The sequence below is a fragment of the Mycobacterium sp. NGS35 genome, assembly GCF_059812855.1.
This window is the reverse complement of sequence record NZ_JCALDL010000001.1, coordinates 505,759-520,203: the sequence shown is the minus strand read 5'-3', so window position 1 is coordinate 520,203 and position 14,445 is coordinate 505,759. Positions and strand designations below refer to the sequence as shown.

Sequence of the window (14,445 nt, the reverse complement as noted above, 5' to 3'; positions counted from 1 at the left end):
ATCCCGGGGCCTCTTCTCTCGTCCCGAGCGTGAGCTGGCTGCGAAATTTCGCTGGAAATCTCGCAGCCAGCTCACGCTCGGCGCGTGGTGGATCGGCCGCGTGCGCCAGTCTCGAACGCTTCTCCACGTACCGTGGTGAGCATGCTTGTGCGAGCGCTCAGCATCATGGCCGCGGTCGCTGTGGTCGCCGGATGCTCGGCTGCCCCGCACGGCTCAGCCGAGCCGGCAACCGGCTTCCCGGACGGCACGAGCGTGCACACCATCAACGTCGGCGGCCTGAAACGCTCGTACCGAGTCCACAAACCGTCGGGACTGCCCGGCTCCGCATCGCTGGTGGTGATGCTTCACGGCGGGTTCGGCAGCGCTGAGCAAGCCGAAAGAGCTTACGGCTGGGACGAATTGGCCGACACCGCGAAATTCGTGGTGGCGTACCCCGACGGCATCGCGCGGGCATGGAACGTGCACGGCTGCTGCGGCAAACCCAGCCGCGACGGCATTGACGACGTGGGCTTCGTCACCGCGATGGTCCGCGAAGTGAGCGCAGACGTCGGCGTCGACCAGAACCGCATCTACGCGACCGGCATCAGCAACGGCGGCATGATGAGCTACACGCTCGCCTGCAACACCGACGTCTTCGCCGCGATCGGCCCTGATTCCGCCACCCAGCTCGACCCCTGCGACTCGCCCCACCCCACATCGGTGATGCACATCCACGGCACCGCCGACCGGTTGATCCGCTTCGAGGGCGGCCCAGGTGAAGGGGTGGCCCGCGTCAACGGACCGCCGGTGCCGGAGGTCAACGCCTTCTGGCGGCGCGTCGACGGGTGCGGCGAGCCCGTCGTCACCACTGACGGGGCGGTCACCACGTCAGGCGCGGCCTGCCCTGACAACCGCGGCGTCACGCTGATCACGGTCGATGGCGGGCGTCATGAATGGCCGCCGTTTGCGACGCAGCGGCTGTGGGAGTTCTTCGCCGCGCATCCGCGGGCGGCGTGATCGCCGCCAGGCTGTTACGCATCTTGTGCGGCCGTCGGAAAAATGTAACATTGCGGCATGCCCGACACGCACCTCGTCACCAACCAGGTCCCGCCGCTGGAGAACTACAACCCCGCCTCGTCGCCCGTAGTCGTCGAGGCGCTGATCCGCGAGGGCGGGCAATGGGGTCTCGACGAAGTCGCCGAGCTCGGCGCGCTCGCCGGCTCCGCACAGGCACAGCGGTGGGGCGAGCTGGCCGACCGCAACCGCCCGATCCTGCACACCCACGACAAGTACGGGCACCGCATCGACGAGGTCGAATACGACCCCGCTTACCACGAGTTGATGCGGGTCGCCGTTGGGCACGGCCTGCATGCCGCCCCGTGGGCCGACGACCGGCCGGGTGCGCACGTCGTGCGCGCGGCCAAGACCTCCGTGTGGACGCCCGAACCGGGGCACATCTGCCCGATCTCGATGACGTATGCGGTGGTGCCGGCGCTGCGGTGCAACCCGGAGCTCGCCGCCGTCTACGAGCCGCTGCTGACCAGTCGCGAATACGATCCCGAGCTCAAGGTGCCCACCACCAAGGCCGGGATCACGGCGGGCATGTCGATGACCGAGAAGCAAGGCGGCTCCGACGTCCGCGCCGGCACCACCCAGGCCACCCGCAACGCCGACGGCAGCTACACCCTTACCGGGCACAAGTGGTTCACCTCGGCGCCGATGTGCGACATCTTCCTCGTGCTGGCCCAGGCTCCCGGCGGTCTGAGCTGTTTCTTCCTGCCGAGGATTCTTCCCGACGGCACCCGCAACCGAATGCTGTTGCAGCGCCTCAAGAACAAGCTCGGTAACCACGCGAACGCCTCCAGCGAGGTCGAATACGACGGCGCCACCGCATGGTTGGTCGGCGAGGAGGGTCGCGGTGTCCCGACGATCATCGAGATGGTCAACCTCACCCGGCTCGACTGCACACTGGGCAGCGCCACCAGCATGCGCAACGGACTGGCCCGCGCCATCCACCACGCACAGCATCGAAAAGCGTTCGGCGCCTATTTGATTGACCAGCCACTGATGCGCAACGTGCTTGCCGATCTGGCGGTCGAGGCGGAGGCCGCGACCATGATCGCGATGCGGATGGCGGGTGCCACCGACAACGCAGTGCGCGGCGACGAACGCGAGAAGTTGTTGCGCCGCATCGGGTTGGCGGCGGCCAAGTACTGGGTGTGCAAGCGCGCCACCCCGCATGCTGCCGAGGCGATGGAATGCTTGGGCGGCAACGGCTATGTCGAGGACTTCGGCATGGCGCGGCTGTACCGCGAAGCTCCGCTGATGGGCATCTGGGAGGGCTCAGGCAACGTCAGCGCGTTGGACACGTTGCGCGCCATGGCAACTCGCCCGGAGTGCGTCGACGTGCTGTTCGACGAGCTGGCCAACACGACCGGCCACGACCGACGCCTGGACGAGCACGTCGAGCAGCTCAAGCCGCAACTGCAAGACCTCGACACGATCCAGTACCGCGCTCGCAAGGTGGCCGAGGACATCTGCTTGGCGATGCAAGGCTCGCTGTTGGTGCGGCACGGCCATCCCGCCGTGGCAGAGGCGTTCCTGGCGACGCGGCTGGGCGGGGCTTGGGGTGGTGCGTTCGGAACCATGCCCACCGGGCTGGACGTCGCGCCGATCATCGAACGCGCGTTGGTCAAGGGATGACTCACGCGATTCGTCCCGTCGACTTCGACAACCTGAAAACCATGACCTACGAGGTCACCGACCGCGTCGCCCGAATTACGTTCAACCGCCCCGAGAAAGGCAACGCGATCGTCGCCGACACGCCGTTGGAACTCTCGGCCTTGGTCGAGCGTGCGGATCTCGATCCGAACGTGCACGTGATCCTGGTGTCCGGCCGCGGCGAAGGGTTTTGCGCAGGTTTTGATTTGAGCGCGTACGCGGAGGGGTCCTCCTCGGCCGGAGGGGGAAGTGCGTACAAGGGCACGGTGCTCGACGGCAAGACCCAGGCGGTCAACCATCTGCCGAATCAGCCGTGGGATCCGATGATCGACTACCAGATGATGAGCCGCTTCGTCCGCGGCTTCTCGAGTCTGATGCATGCCGACAAGCCGACGGTCGTGAAAATCCACGGCTATTGCGTCGCCGGCGGCACCGACATCGCGCTGCATGCCGATCAGGTGATCGCCGCGGCCGACGCCAAGATCGGCTACCCGCCCACCCGCGTGTGGGGGGTGCCGGCAGCCGGCATGTGGGCGCACCGGCTCGGCGATCAACGCGCGAAACGCCTTCTGCTCACCGGTGATTGCATCACCGGCGCCCAGGCCGCGGAATGGGGTTTGGCGGTCGAAGCTCCAGATCCGAAGGACCTCGACGAGCGCACCGAACGGCTGGTGCAGCGCATCGCCGCGGTTCCGGTCAACCAGCTCATCATGGTCAAGCTGGCGATGAACAGCGCGCTGTACAACCAGGGCGTCGCCAACAGCGCGATGATCTCGACGGTGTTCGACGGCATTGCCCGGCATACCCCCGAAGGACATGCGTTCGTCGCCGAGGCACGAGAGCACGGGTTCCGCGAGGCGGTGCGACGGCGCGACGAACCATTCGGCGACTACGGTCGACGAGCGTCGCAAGTCTGACCGTGTCCGATACGCTTCGCGCGAGCCGCTCGTCGCGACCCAAGACCCTCAACCGGATGACCGCACGCTCGGTGGTCCTGAGCGTACTGCTGGGAGCGCATCCGGCGTGGGCCACCGCCGCCGAATTGCTCACGCTGACATCAGATTTCGGCTTGAAGGAATCGACGGTGCGGGTCGCGCTGACCAGGCTGGTCGCGACGGGCGATTTGGTGCGCTCCGCCGACGGCTATCGCTTGTCGGATCGGTTGCTGGCCCGCCAGCGGCGACAGGACGAGGCGATGCGCCCCCACGTCAAACCCTGGGACGGTACCTGGACCACGCTCGTGATCACCAGCATCGGCACCGATCCCCGAACCCGCGCGTCGCTGCGAACAACGTTGCAGCAGAGCCGGTTTGGCGAGCTTCGCGAAGGGGTGTGGCTGCGGCCCGACAATCTCGACATCACGCTTCCCAGTGACATCACCAACAGAGTCCGGGTGCTGCATTCCCGCGACGACGATCCGGCCGACCTGGCACGCCAGCTATGGGACCTGTCGCGGTGGGCGCAGACCGCGACCCAGCTGCTCGACGACATGGCCGCGGCGACCGACACGCCCGGCCGGTTCGTGGCCGCCGCCGGCATGGTGCGCCACCTGCTCACCGACCCGGTGCTTCCGGAGCAACTCCTGCCGCCGGACTGGCCCGCGAACTCGTTGCGGGACAGCTACTCTCGCTTTGCCGACGAGCTGGCCGCCCGTCGTCACCCGGCCCAACACCTTATGGAGGCATCGTCATGACCGACGAAGTTCGCGTGGAACGTCAGGGGCCGGTGACGACGGTGATCATCAACCGGCCCGCTGCGCGCAACGCCGTCAACGGCCCGACGGCCGCACAGCTGGTGGCCGCGTTCGAAGAGTTCGATGCCGACGACGGCGCATCGGTAGCTGTGCTGTGGGGCGACCACGGAACATTCTGTGCGGGTGCCGATCTCAAGGCGTTCGGCACACCGGAGGCCAACGCCACCCATCGCACCGGGCCGGGGCCGATGGGCCCGACGCGAATGGTCTTGTCCAAGCCGGTGATTGCCGCCGTCAGCGGGTACGCGGTCGCCGGTGGGCTGGAGCTGGCGCTGTGGTGTGACCTGCGGGTCGCGGAGGAAGACGCGGTGTTCGGGGTCTTCTGCCGCCGCTGGGGCGTGCCGTTGATCGACGGCGGCACGATTCGGCTGCCGCGGCTGATCGGCCACAGCCGGGCGATGGACATGATCCTCACCGGCCGGCCGGTCGATGCCGCGGAGGCCCATCAGATAGGACTGGCCAATCGCGTGGTGCCGAGAGGACAAGCACGCCAAGCCGCCGAGCAGCTGGCTGCTGAGCTCGCCACGTTGCCGCAACAGTGCATGCGCTCGGACCGACTGTCGATGCTCAACCAATGGGGCCTGTCGGAGAAGGAGGCGCTGGACTTCGAGTTCGGCAGCTTGTCGCGGGTGGCGGCCGAAGCGCTCGAAGGCGCGGGGCGGTTCGCCGCCGGGGCGGGCCGCCACGGCGCACCGGCGTAGCGCTCAGCCGGCGCGACCGTGCGCCGAATGCCATCCGATGCGGCGTGTCGCTGGCGCGACACGCACGGTCGCGGCACGGGGTTAGGGGACTTTGTCGATCCGGTTGGTCATCCCGAGTTCGCGGCCGCGGTCGAGGATGTAGGGGTCGCCGTTGTGGAACATCACGGTCTGATCGGAGCCGTAGACGGTGATGTCGTCGGTAATGGTGTCGGCGATCACGACATTGCCGGAGCCTTGCATGGTGACCGCGTAGCACACTCCCGACGCGGTGATCGTGTTCCACGATCCGTTGACGAACAGCGTGCCGTTGTTGCAGTCGATGGTCGTCTGGATGCTCACGCCGGTGATGTGCGTGTCGCCTTCGCCGCGAGCATGCGCCGTCGGCATTGCGGCCAGCGAGAGCGTCAAGCACACCGCGGCAGTGCAACATGCAACGGTTCGCGTCATCGTCGCCCCCTTTGCGCACGTCCCGACCGGCAAAGCGTACCCACGTAGCCGCCCGCTGCGGTAGAAGTCCGTCATCGCAGCTGCGACGGCGTCAGCTGACCGCTGCCACGACGGCTAGGACTAGAGTTCTTTGCCGAAGAGCGCTCGCGCGAGCGCAAAGAGAAAGGACGACGTGGCAGCTGAGCCGCAGCCGCGGCCGGCGGGCCGAGCCAGGGGAGCGGCGCGCGCCCAGCAGAAATCGGGGGGCCGGTCGACCAAGCTGAGCCGCGACGTGATCGTCAACGCCGCACTGACCTTCCTCGACCGTGAAGGCTGGGATGCGCTGACCATCAATGCGCTGGCCGCCCAGCTGGGCACCAAGGGTCCGTCGTTGTACAACCACGTCGCCAGCCTCGACGACTTGCGGCGATCGGTGCGCAAGCGCGTCGTGGGCGACATCATCGAGATGCTCGGGACGGTCGGGCAGGGCAGAACCCGCGACGACGCCGTGCTCGTGATGGCCGGCGCTTACCGCAGCTACGCCCACCATCACCCGGGCCGGTACTCGGCGTTCACGCGGATGCCGCTGGACGGCGGCGACGACCCGGAGTTCACCGCAGTGGCCCGCGCCGCGGCCGAACCCGTCATCGCAGTGCTGGCGTCCTACGGGCTCGACGGCGACGAGGCGTTCCATGCGGCACTGGAGTTCTGGGCGGCCCTGCACGGATTCGTGCTGCTGGAGATGACCGGCGTGATGGCCGACGTCGACGTCGACGCGGTGTTCTCCGACATGGTCTTGCGGCTCGCGACTGGGATGGAGAAGCGGTAGGCGACGCACGCAGACGCCCGGTGACCTGCGCATAGGGGCGGCCGACGAGTTTGTTTCGACTGTGCCGGCCCTGGTATCGTAGTCGTCCGTGCCTGGCAGATAAGGCGCCTGCGGTATCGCATGCCCGCACGCCGGGCCAATTCGCATGTCCCCGATGACAGGTCGAGACCGCGGCGGACGCATGCGACACGCCCGGCCTCGGGGTGACCGAGCCAGGCGAAACCGCAGTACAGACGTAAAGACGCAACAGAGAAAGCCGGTAGATGCCAACCATCCAGCAGCTGGTCCGCAAAGGGCGCCAGGACAAGATCGCCAAGGTGAAGACCGCGGCGCTCAAGGGCAGCCCGCAGCGCCGCGGCGTGTGCACCCGCGTGTACACCACCACGCCGAAGAAGCCGAACTCGGCCCTTCGCAAGGTCGCGCGCGTGAAGCTGACCAGCCAGGTCGAGGTCACCGCCTACATCCCCGGCGAGGGCCACAACTTGCAGGAGCACTCGATGGTGCTGGTGCGTGGTGGTCGTGTGAAGGACCTCCCCGGCGTGCGCTACAAGATCATCCGCGGCTCGCTGGACACCCAGGGTGTGAAGAACCGCAAGCAAGCGCGCAGCCGTTACGGGGCCAAGAAGGAGAAGAGCTGATGCCGCGCAAGGGGCCCGCGCCAAAGCGTCCGCTGGTCAACGATCCGGTCTACGGGTCGCAACTGGTCACCCAACTGGTGAACAAAGTCCTGATGCGCGGGAAGAAATCGCTGGCCGAACGCATTGTTTATGGTGCGCTCGAGCAGGCACGCGAAAAGACCGGTACCGATCCGGTGGTCACGCTCAAGCGCGCCCTCGACAACGTCAAGCCCGCGCTTGAGGTCCGCAGCCGCCGCGTCGGTGGTGCGACCTACCAGGTTCCCGTCGAGGTGCGTCCCGACCGCTCCACCACGCTCGCTCTGCGCTGGCTGGTGGGGTACTCGCGGCAGCGTCGGGAGAAGACGATGGTCGAACGGCTGGCCAACGAGATTCTCGACGCCAGCAACGGGCTGGGTGCCTCTGTGAAGAGACGCGAAGACACCCACAAGATGGCCGAAGCGAACCGGGCCTTCGCGCACTACCGCTGGTGATGTTCGCCGGGTCCTCGGCCCGTAGCGAGCGCACCGCCAACCAAGCCAACAACGCAACCGAAAGAGTGAGACTTCTGTGGCACAGAAAGATGTGCTGACCGACCTGAGCAAGGTACGCAACTTCGGCATCATGGCGCACATCGATGCCGGTAAGACCACGACGACTGAGCGCATCCTCTACTACACCGGCATCAACTACAAGATCGGTGAGGTGCACGACGGCGCCGCCACCATGGACTGGATGGAGCAGGAGCAGGAGCGAGGGATCACGATCACCTCGGCTGCCACCACCACGTTCTGGAAAGACAACCAGCTCAACATCATCGACACCCCCGGGCACGTCGACTTCACCGTCGAGGTGGAGCGCAACCTGCGGGTGCTCGACGGCGCCGTCGCCGTGTTTGACGGCAAGGAAGGCGTGGAGCCGCAGTCCGAGCAGGTGTGGCGCCAGGCCGACAAGTACGACGTGCCCCGCATCTGCTTCGTCAACAAGATGGACAAGATCGGCGCCGATTTCTACTTCTCTGTGCGCACCATGGAGGAGCGCCTCGGCGCCAATGCGGTGCCCATTCAGCTGCCGATCGGCTCGGAAAGCGAGTTCGAGGGCGTCGTCGACCTGGTCGAGATGAACGCCAAGGTGTGGAGCGCCGAGACGAAGCTCGGCGAGAAGTACGACGTCGTCGACATCCCGGCCGGTCTCGCGGAGAAGGCTGAGGAGTACCGCACCAAGCTGCTGGAGATCGTTGCAGAGTCCGATGAAGAGCTGCTGGAGAAGTACCTCGGCGGCGAGGAATTGACCGTCGCCGAGATCAAGGGTGCGATCCGCAAGCTGACCATCAATTCGGAGATCTACCCGGTGCTGTGCGGCAGCGCGTTCAAGAACAAGGGCGTGCAGCCGATGCTCGACGCGGTCGTCGACTACTTGCCGTCGCCGCTGGACGTGCCGCCGGCGATCGGGCACCGCCCCGGCAAGGAAGACGAAGAGGTCGTCCGCACCGCGAGCGTCGACGAGCCGTTCGCCGCGCTGGCATTCAAGATCGCCACGCATCCGTTCTTCGGCAAGCTGACCTACATCCGCGTGTACTCGGGCACCGTCGACTCGGGCTCGCAGGTGATCAATGCGACCAAGGGCAAGAAAGAGCGGCTGGGCAAGCTGTTCCAGATGCACTCCAATAAGGAGAACCCAGTCGAAAGGGCAAGTGCCGGCCACATTTACGCGGTGATCGGGCTGAAGGACACCACCACCGGTGACACGCTTTCCGACCCGAATGACCAGGTGGTGCTCGAGTCGATGACGTTCCCCGATCCGGTGATCGAGGTGGCCATCGAACCCAAGACCAAGAGCGATCAGGAGAAGCTGTCGACCTCGATCCAGAAGCTGGCCGAGGAAGATCCGACCTTCAAGGTGCATCTGGATCAGGAGACCGGTCAGACCGTGATCGGCGGCATGGGCGAGTTGCACCTCGACATCCTGGTGGACCGCATGCGCCGCGAGTTCAAGGTCGAGGCCAACGTCGGTAAGCCCCAGGTGGCGTACAAGGAGACCATCCGCCGCAAGGTGGAGAACGTCGAGTACACGCACAAGAAGCAGACAGGTGGCTCCGGCCAGTTTGCGAAGGTGATCATCAGCGTCGAGCCGTTCGTCGGCGAGGACGGTGCCACCTACGAGTTCGAGAACAAGGTGACCGGTGGCCGGATCCCGCGGGAGTACATCCCGTCGGTGGACGCCGGCGCGCAGGACGCGATGCAGTACGGCGTGCTGGCCGGCTATCCGCTGGTGAATCTGAAGGTCACGTTGCTCGACGGTGCGTTCCACGAGGTCGACTCGTCGGAAATGGCGTTCAAGATCGCCGGGTCGCAGGCGCTGAAGAAGGCTGCGCAACAAGCGAATCCGGTGATCCTCGAGCCGATCATGGCCGTCGAGGTCACCACGCCCGAGGACTACATGGGCGACGTGATCGGCGACCTGAACTCGCGCCGTGGTCAGATCCAGGCCATGGAGGAGCGCGGCGGTGCTCGCGTCGTCAAGGCACATGTGCCGCTGTCGGAGATGTTCGGCTACGTGGGCGACCTTCGGTCGAAGACCCAGGGCCGGGCGAACTACTCCATGGTGTTCGACAGCTACGCCGAAGTGCCGGCGCAGGTGTCGAAGGAAATCATCGCGAAGGCGACGGGGCAGTAACCCGGTTGTCGGGCGGCGAACAACAACTGCAAAGATCAACCCTGCTTCATTAGCAAGCACCAACAGAAGTCCAGGAGGACAACACAGTGGCGAAGGCGAAGTTCGAGCGGACGAAGCCGCACGTCAACATCGGGACCATCGGTCACGTTGACCACGGCAAGACCACGCTGACCGCAGCAATCACCAAGGTTCTGCACGACAAGTATCCCGATTTGAACGAGTCGCGCGCATTCGACCAGATCGACAACGCGCCTGAGGAACGTCAGCGCGGCATCACGATCAACATCTCCCACGTGGAGTACCAGACCGAGAAGCGTCACTATGCGCACGTCGACGCTCCGGGCCACGCCGACTACATCAAGAACATGATCACCGGCGCCGCCCAGATGGACGGCGCGATCCTGGTGGTCGCCGCCACCGACGGTCCGATGCCGCAGACCCGCGAGCATGTGCTGCTCGCCCGCCAGGTGGGTGTGCCTTACATCCTCGTGGCGCTGAACAAGGCCGACGCGGTCGACGATGAGGAGCTGCTGGAGCTCGTCGAGATGGAGGTCCGCGAGTTGCTGGCCGCCCAAGAGTTCGACGAGGAGGCTCCGGTCGTGCGGGTCTCGGCGCTCAAGGCGCTCGAGGGTGACGAGAAGTGGGTGAAGAGCGTCGAGGAGCTCATGGAGGCCGTCGACGAGTCGATCCCTGACCCGGTCCGCGAGACCGACAAGCCGTTCCTGATGCCCGTCGAGGACGTTTTCACGATCACTGGCCGCGGCACCGTGGTCACCGGTCGTGTGGAGCGCGGCGTGATCAACGTGAACGAGGAAGTCGAGATCGTCGGCATCCGTCCGAACACCACCAAGACCACGGTCACCGGTGTGGAGATGTTCCGCAAGCTGCTCGACCAGGGCCAGGCCGGCGACAACGTCGGTCTGCTGCTGCGTGGCGTGAAGCGTGAGGACGTCGAGCGCGGCCAGGTTGTCGTGAAGCCCGGCACCACTACCCCGCACACCGAGTTCGAGGGCCAGGTGTACATCCTGTCCAAGGACGAGGGCGGCCGGCACACGCCGTTCTTCAACAACTACCGTCCGCAGTTCTACTTCCGCACCACCGACGTGACCGGTGTGGTGACACTGCCCGAGGGCACCGAGATGGTGATGCCGGGTGACAACACCAACATTCACGTCAAGCTGATTCAGCCCGTCGCGATGGACGAGGGCCTGCGCTTCGCGATCCGCGAGGGCGGCCGCACCGTCGGCGCCGGCCGGGTCACGAAGATCATCAAGTAGTTCAAGCATCACGCCAAACGGCGCTCATCCGAACGGGTGGGCGCCGTTGGGCTTTTGCGGACACATCACCGATACGCCACGCGGCAGACTAGAGGCGATGCTGCAAGCTGCACGGATCATCGACCAGCTCAAGGTCAACGGGGCTTCGCCCCTGAACGGTAATGCCGTTGGCGCGCAGGCAAATGCACACCGCACAGCAATCCGCCCACCGGCTGGCACCGTCTGACTATTCGCAGGATTGGCAGCCACGCGGTTCGTCCATGCGCAGGATTCCGGGCTGACCCGTCAACAATCACCGCGAAAAGCAGGTCCTACAGCTAATCTGACATGCAAGGGGGGCGGTGAGGAGCACGCCCGATGTTCGCGCGGTACCTGAAGTCCCAAGTAATCGTCCTGCTGTGCGGCGGCCTGGTCGGGCCGATCTTCCTGGCGGTGTACTTCGCCACCGGCCAATCAAGTCTCCTTCGGTGGATGTTCTTCGTGGGTCTACTGATCACGGCCGCGGACGTGTTGATCGCATTGGCGTTGGCCAACTTCAGCGCGAAGTCCGCTGCCAAGACAGCAGCTTTGGAGCAGAGCGGTGTGCTCGCGTTGGCTCACATCACCGGCATCGGCGAAACCGGTACGCGCATCAACGATCAACCGCTGGTGAAGCTCGACCTGCACATCGAAGGCCCTGGTATCGCTGCGTTCGACGCGCACGATCGCGTCATCGCATCCGTCACACGGTTGGGCAACTTCAACGCCCGCAAACTCGTCGTACTCGTCGACCCTGCCACTAATGACTTCCAAATCGACTGGGAGCGAAGCGCTTTGGTCAATGGCCTGGTGCCCGCTCAGTTCACCGTCGCGGAAGACAACAAGACGTACGACCTGTCCGGGCAAGCCGGCCCGTTGATGGAGATTCTGCAATTGCTCAAGGCCAATGGCATACCGTTGAACCGCATGGTCGATATCCGGTCCAACCCTGTTCTGCGGCAGCAGATTCAGGCGATTGTGCGGCGCGCGGTAGCCCAGCAGGCTCCGCCCGCGCCCGCCGCGGCCCCCGTCGCAACGCCTTCGGTCGCAGCGCCGCCGCAGGTCTCGATCTCGCAGCGGCTCCAAGAGCTCGAGACGCTGCGTGCGACCGGTGCAGTGACAGAGGAGGAGTACAAATCCAAGCGGTCTCAGATCATCTCCGAGATCTGACATTCGCGGAGCGCTTCAGCCGGGACTCGCAATTGACCGCAAGTTAGGCGTACCTTTCCGGACGCACCGCGACAACATCGCCGCTCTCGCAGTGATCGCCGTCAAGCCCCACTAGAACACGTTCCAGTTTCGCTGCTAGCCTGACCGAATGGCTGGATCACTCGAGGGACGGGTCGCGTTCGTCACCGGTGCCGCGCGGGGTCAGGGCCGCGCCCACGCGATACGGCTGGCCCACGAGGGCGCCGACATCATCGCCATCGACATCTGCGGGCCGGTGTCACCGTCGATCACCTATCCGCTCGCGACCCCCGAAGATCTCGACGAGACGGTACAGGGCGTCGAGGCGGCGGGCCGCAAGATCCTCGCTCGACATGTCGACATCCGCGACGCCGCCGCCCTGCGGCAGGTGGTCGCCGACGGCGTCGAGCAGTTCGCCCGGCTCGACATCCTCGTTGCCAACGCGGGCGTGCTCAGTTGGGGCCGGATATGGGAGTTGACCGAAGAGCAGTGGGACACAGTCATCGACGTGAACCTGTCGGGCACCTGGCGCACTCTGCGCGCCGCGGTTCCGGCCATGATCGAGGCCGGCAACGGCGGCTCGATCATCATCGTCAGCTCGTCGGCCGGGCTGAAGGCCACGCCGGGCAATGGTCACTATGCGGCGTCCAAGCATGGTCTGGTGGCGCTGACCAACTCGCTGGCGCTGGAAGTCGGTGAGTTCGGCATCCGGGTGAACTCCATTCACCCGTATTCGATCGACACCCCGATGATCGAGCGCGAGGCCATGATGGAGCTCTTCAAGAATCACCCGAGCTTCCTGCACAGCTTCGCGCCAATGCCGCTGAACCCCAAAGATGTTGGCGGCAAGCGGCATCGCAATGAATTCATGACGCCCGAAGAGGTTTCCGACGTCGTCGCATGGCTAGCCGGCGACGGCTCAGCGACGCTATCGGGTGTCCAGATTCCCGTCGACCGCGGCGTGCTGAAGTACTGACCCGTCGGCGCCGGCTACCGGCGAGTAGGGCAGGGGAGCGCTACTCCCGCGCCGGGTGATCGTGTATGAACCGTTACGTGAGCAAACGGATAGTCATCGTCGGTGGCGGATTGGCGGCCGCCCGTACCGCCGAACAACTGCGGCGGTGTGACTTCGACGGGCCCATCACGATCGTCAGCGACGAGGTCCACCTGCCCTATGACCGTCCGCCGCTGTCCAAGCAGGTGCTGCGCAGCGAGATGGACGACACGGCCCTCAAGCCGCGAGAGTTCTACGACGAGAACGACATCACGCTGCTCCTCGGATCGGCCGCGCGCAGGTTGGATACGGCAAATCAGACGGTGACGCTGGAGGACGGGTCGCAGCTGGAGTACGACGAAGCGGTGATCGCGACTGGCCTTGTGCCGCGAAGGATTCCGTCCTTTCCTGACTTGGCCGGCATCCATGTCCTGCGGTCGTTCGACGAAAGCATGGCGCTGCGGGCAGAGGCCGCGGCGGCCAAGCGCGCGGTGGTGGTGGGTGCCGGGTTCATCGGCTGTGAGGTGGCGGCGAGCCTGCGTGGACTCGGCATCGAGGTCGTGATGGTGGAACCGCAACCTGAGCCGCTGGCGTCGGTGCTGGGCGAGCAGATCGGGGCGCTGGTGTCGCGGCTGCACCGTGCCGAGGGTGTCGACGTGCGCACGGGTCTGGGCGTCGAGTCCGTCACCGGGGGCGACCGGGTCGACAAGGTCGTGCTGACTGACGGGTCCGAGCTGCAGACCGACCTCGTGGTCGTCGGGATCGGCTCCCGGCCGGCCACCGACTGGCTCGAAGGCAGCGGCGTCAAGGTGGACAACGGGGTGGTGTGCGACCACGTCGGTCGCACCAGCGCACCGCATGTGTGGGCGCTCGGCGACGTCGCATCCTGGGAGGATGCCACCGGACACCAAGCGCGCGTGGAGCACTGGAGCAACGTCACCGAGCAGGCCAGGGTGCTGGTGCCCTCACTGCTCGGCCAGGAGGTTCCGTCGAATATCGTTGTGGTGCCTTACTTTTGGAGCGACCAGTATGACGTCAAGATCCAGTGCCTCGGCGAGCCGGAGGCCGACGACATCGTGCATCTGGTCCGCGACGACGGCCGCAAGTTCCTGGCGTACTACGAACGCGCCGGCGTGGTGGCCGGCGTGGTCGGTGGCGGCATGCCGGGTGCGGTGATGAAGACGCGGGCCAAGATCGCCGCCGGCGCGCCGATCTCCGAAGTGCTGAACTGAGCGCGCGCCTAGCGGCCTGTTGGCCTGTTGGCCTGTT

14 protein-coding genes are annotated in these 14,445 nt (G+C 65.7%); 13 read left to right on the top strand and 1 reads right to left on the bottom strand.

Annotation, left to right across the window (positions count from 1 at the left end):
- Positions 1 to 141 precede the first annotated feature (141 nt).
- From AC5Y4C_RS02600 to AC5Y4C_RS02580, 5 genes are read left to right on the top strand one after another with little or no spacing between them, the layout of a single operon-like run.
- Positions 142 to 996, top strand: coding sequence for a CE1 family esterase (locus AC5Y4C_RS02600; RefSeq protein WP_499963279.1), 855 nt, complete (start codon positions 142 to 144; stop codon positions 994 to 996).
- A gap of 57 nt (positions 997 to 1,053) precedes the next feature.
- A complete protein-coding gene (locus AC5Y4C_RS02595) occupies positions 1,054 to 2,682 on the top strand; it encodes an acyl-CoA dehydrogenase family protein (protein ID WP_499963277.1) in 1,629 nt (542 codons plus the stop codon).
- Positions 2,679 to 3,617 (top strand): crotonase/enoyl-CoA hydratase family protein, encoded by a 939-nt coding sequence (locus tag AC5Y4C_RS02590; RefSeq protein WP_499906239.1) that lies wholly within the window; start codon positions 2,679 to 2,681, stop codon positions 3,615 to 3,617. Before AC5Y4C_RS02595 ends, AC5Y4C_RS02590 begins: the two co-directional genes overlap by 4 nt.
- 56 nt (positions 3,618 to 3,673) lie before the next feature.
- A complete protein-coding gene (locus AC5Y4C_RS02585; protein WP_499963276.1) occupies positions 3,674 to 4,393 on the top strand; it encodes a PaaX family transcriptional regulator C-terminal domain-containing protein in 720 nt (239 codons plus the stop codon).
- Positions 4,390 to 5,154: a crotonase/enoyl-CoA hydratase family protein gene (locus AC5Y4C_RS02580; RefSeq protein ID WP_499963274.1), complete on the top strand. Its 765-nt coding sequence runs from the start codon at positions 4,390 to 4,392 to the stop codon at positions 5,152 to 5,154. The genes AC5Y4C_RS02585 and AC5Y4C_RS02580 overlap by 4 nt, the downstream gene beginning before the upstream one ends.
- A gap of 81 nt (positions 5,155 to 5,235) precedes the next feature.
- Here AC5Y4C_RS02580 and AC5Y4C_RS02575 read toward each other — a convergent pair whose 3' ends face one another.
- The gene (locus AC5Y4C_RS02575) at positions 5,236 to 5,601 is read right to left on the bottom strand and encodes a DUF3060 domain-containing protein (RefSeq protein WP_499914566.1); all 366 of its coding nucleotides are present in this window, start codon (positions 5,599 to 5,601) and stop codon (positions 5,236 to 5,238) included.
- Positions 5,602 to 5,860: 259 nt separating this feature from the next.
- Between AC5Y4C_RS02575 and AC5Y4C_RS02570 the strand changes: the two genes are divergently transcribed.
- From AC5Y4C_RS02570 to AC5Y4C_RS02535, 8 genes are all read left to right on the top strand, one after another.
- Entirely contained in the window at positions 5,861 to 6,409 is a 549-nt protein-coding gene (locus AC5Y4C_RS02570) for a TetR/AcrR family transcriptional regulator (RefSeq protein WP_499912349.1), read from the top strand.
- Between the two features lie 263 nt (positions 6,410 to 6,672).
- Positions 6,673 to 7,047 carry a 30S ribosomal protein S12 gene (gene rpsL, locus AC5Y4C_RS02565; protein ID WP_424745522.1) on the top strand — a complete coding sequence of 125 codons (375 nt, stop codon included), beginning with the start codon at positions 6,673 to 6,675 and terminating at the stop codon, positions 7,045 to 7,047.
- Complete coding sequence (gene rpsG / locus AC5Y4C_RS02560) at positions 7,047 to 7,517, top strand: 30S ribosomal protein S7 (protein WP_499912338.1); 471 nt, start codon at positions 7,047 to 7,049, stop codon at positions 7,515 to 7,517. The genes rpsL and rpsG overlap by 1 nt, the downstream gene beginning before the upstream one ends.
- A gap of 76 nt (positions 7,518 to 7,593) precedes the next feature.
- The gene (fusA, locus tag AC5Y4C_RS02555) at positions 7,594 to 9,699 is read left to right on the top strand and encodes an elongation factor G (RefSeq protein ID WP_499912335.1); all 2,106 of its coding nucleotides are present in this window, start codon (positions 7,594 to 7,596) and stop codon (positions 9,697 to 9,699) included.
- An 86-nt stretch (positions 9,700 to 9,785) separates the two neighbouring features.
- The gene (gene tuf, locus AC5Y4C_RS02550; protein WP_499912332.1) at positions 9,786 to 10,976 is read left to right on the top strand and encodes an elongation factor Tu; all 1,191 of its coding nucleotides are present in this window, start codon (positions 9,786 to 9,788) and stop codon (positions 10,974 to 10,976) included.
- A 357-nt stretch (positions 10,977 to 11,333) separates the two neighbouring features.
- A complete protein-coding gene (locus AC5Y4C_RS02545) occupies positions 11,334 to 12,164 on the top strand; it encodes an SHOCT domain-containing protein (protein WP_499963272.1) in 831 nt (276 codons plus the stop codon).
- A 148-nt stretch (positions 12,165 to 12,312) separates the two neighbouring features.
- Positions 12,313 to 13,158: a mycofactocin-coupled SDR family oxidoreductase gene (locus AC5Y4C_RS02540; RefSeq protein WP_499912328.1), complete on the top strand. Its 846-nt coding sequence runs from the start codon at positions 12,313 to 12,315 to the stop codon at positions 13,156 to 13,158.
- A 65-nt stretch (positions 13,159 to 13,223) separates the two neighbouring features.
- Positions 13,224 to 14,408, top strand: a complete 1,185-nt coding sequence (locus AC5Y4C_RS02535) for an NAD(P)/FAD-dependent oxidoreductase (protein ID WP_499963270.1) — start codon at positions 13,224 to 13,226, stop codon at positions 14,406 to 14,408.
- Positions 14,409 to 14,445: the final 37 nt, after the last annotated feature.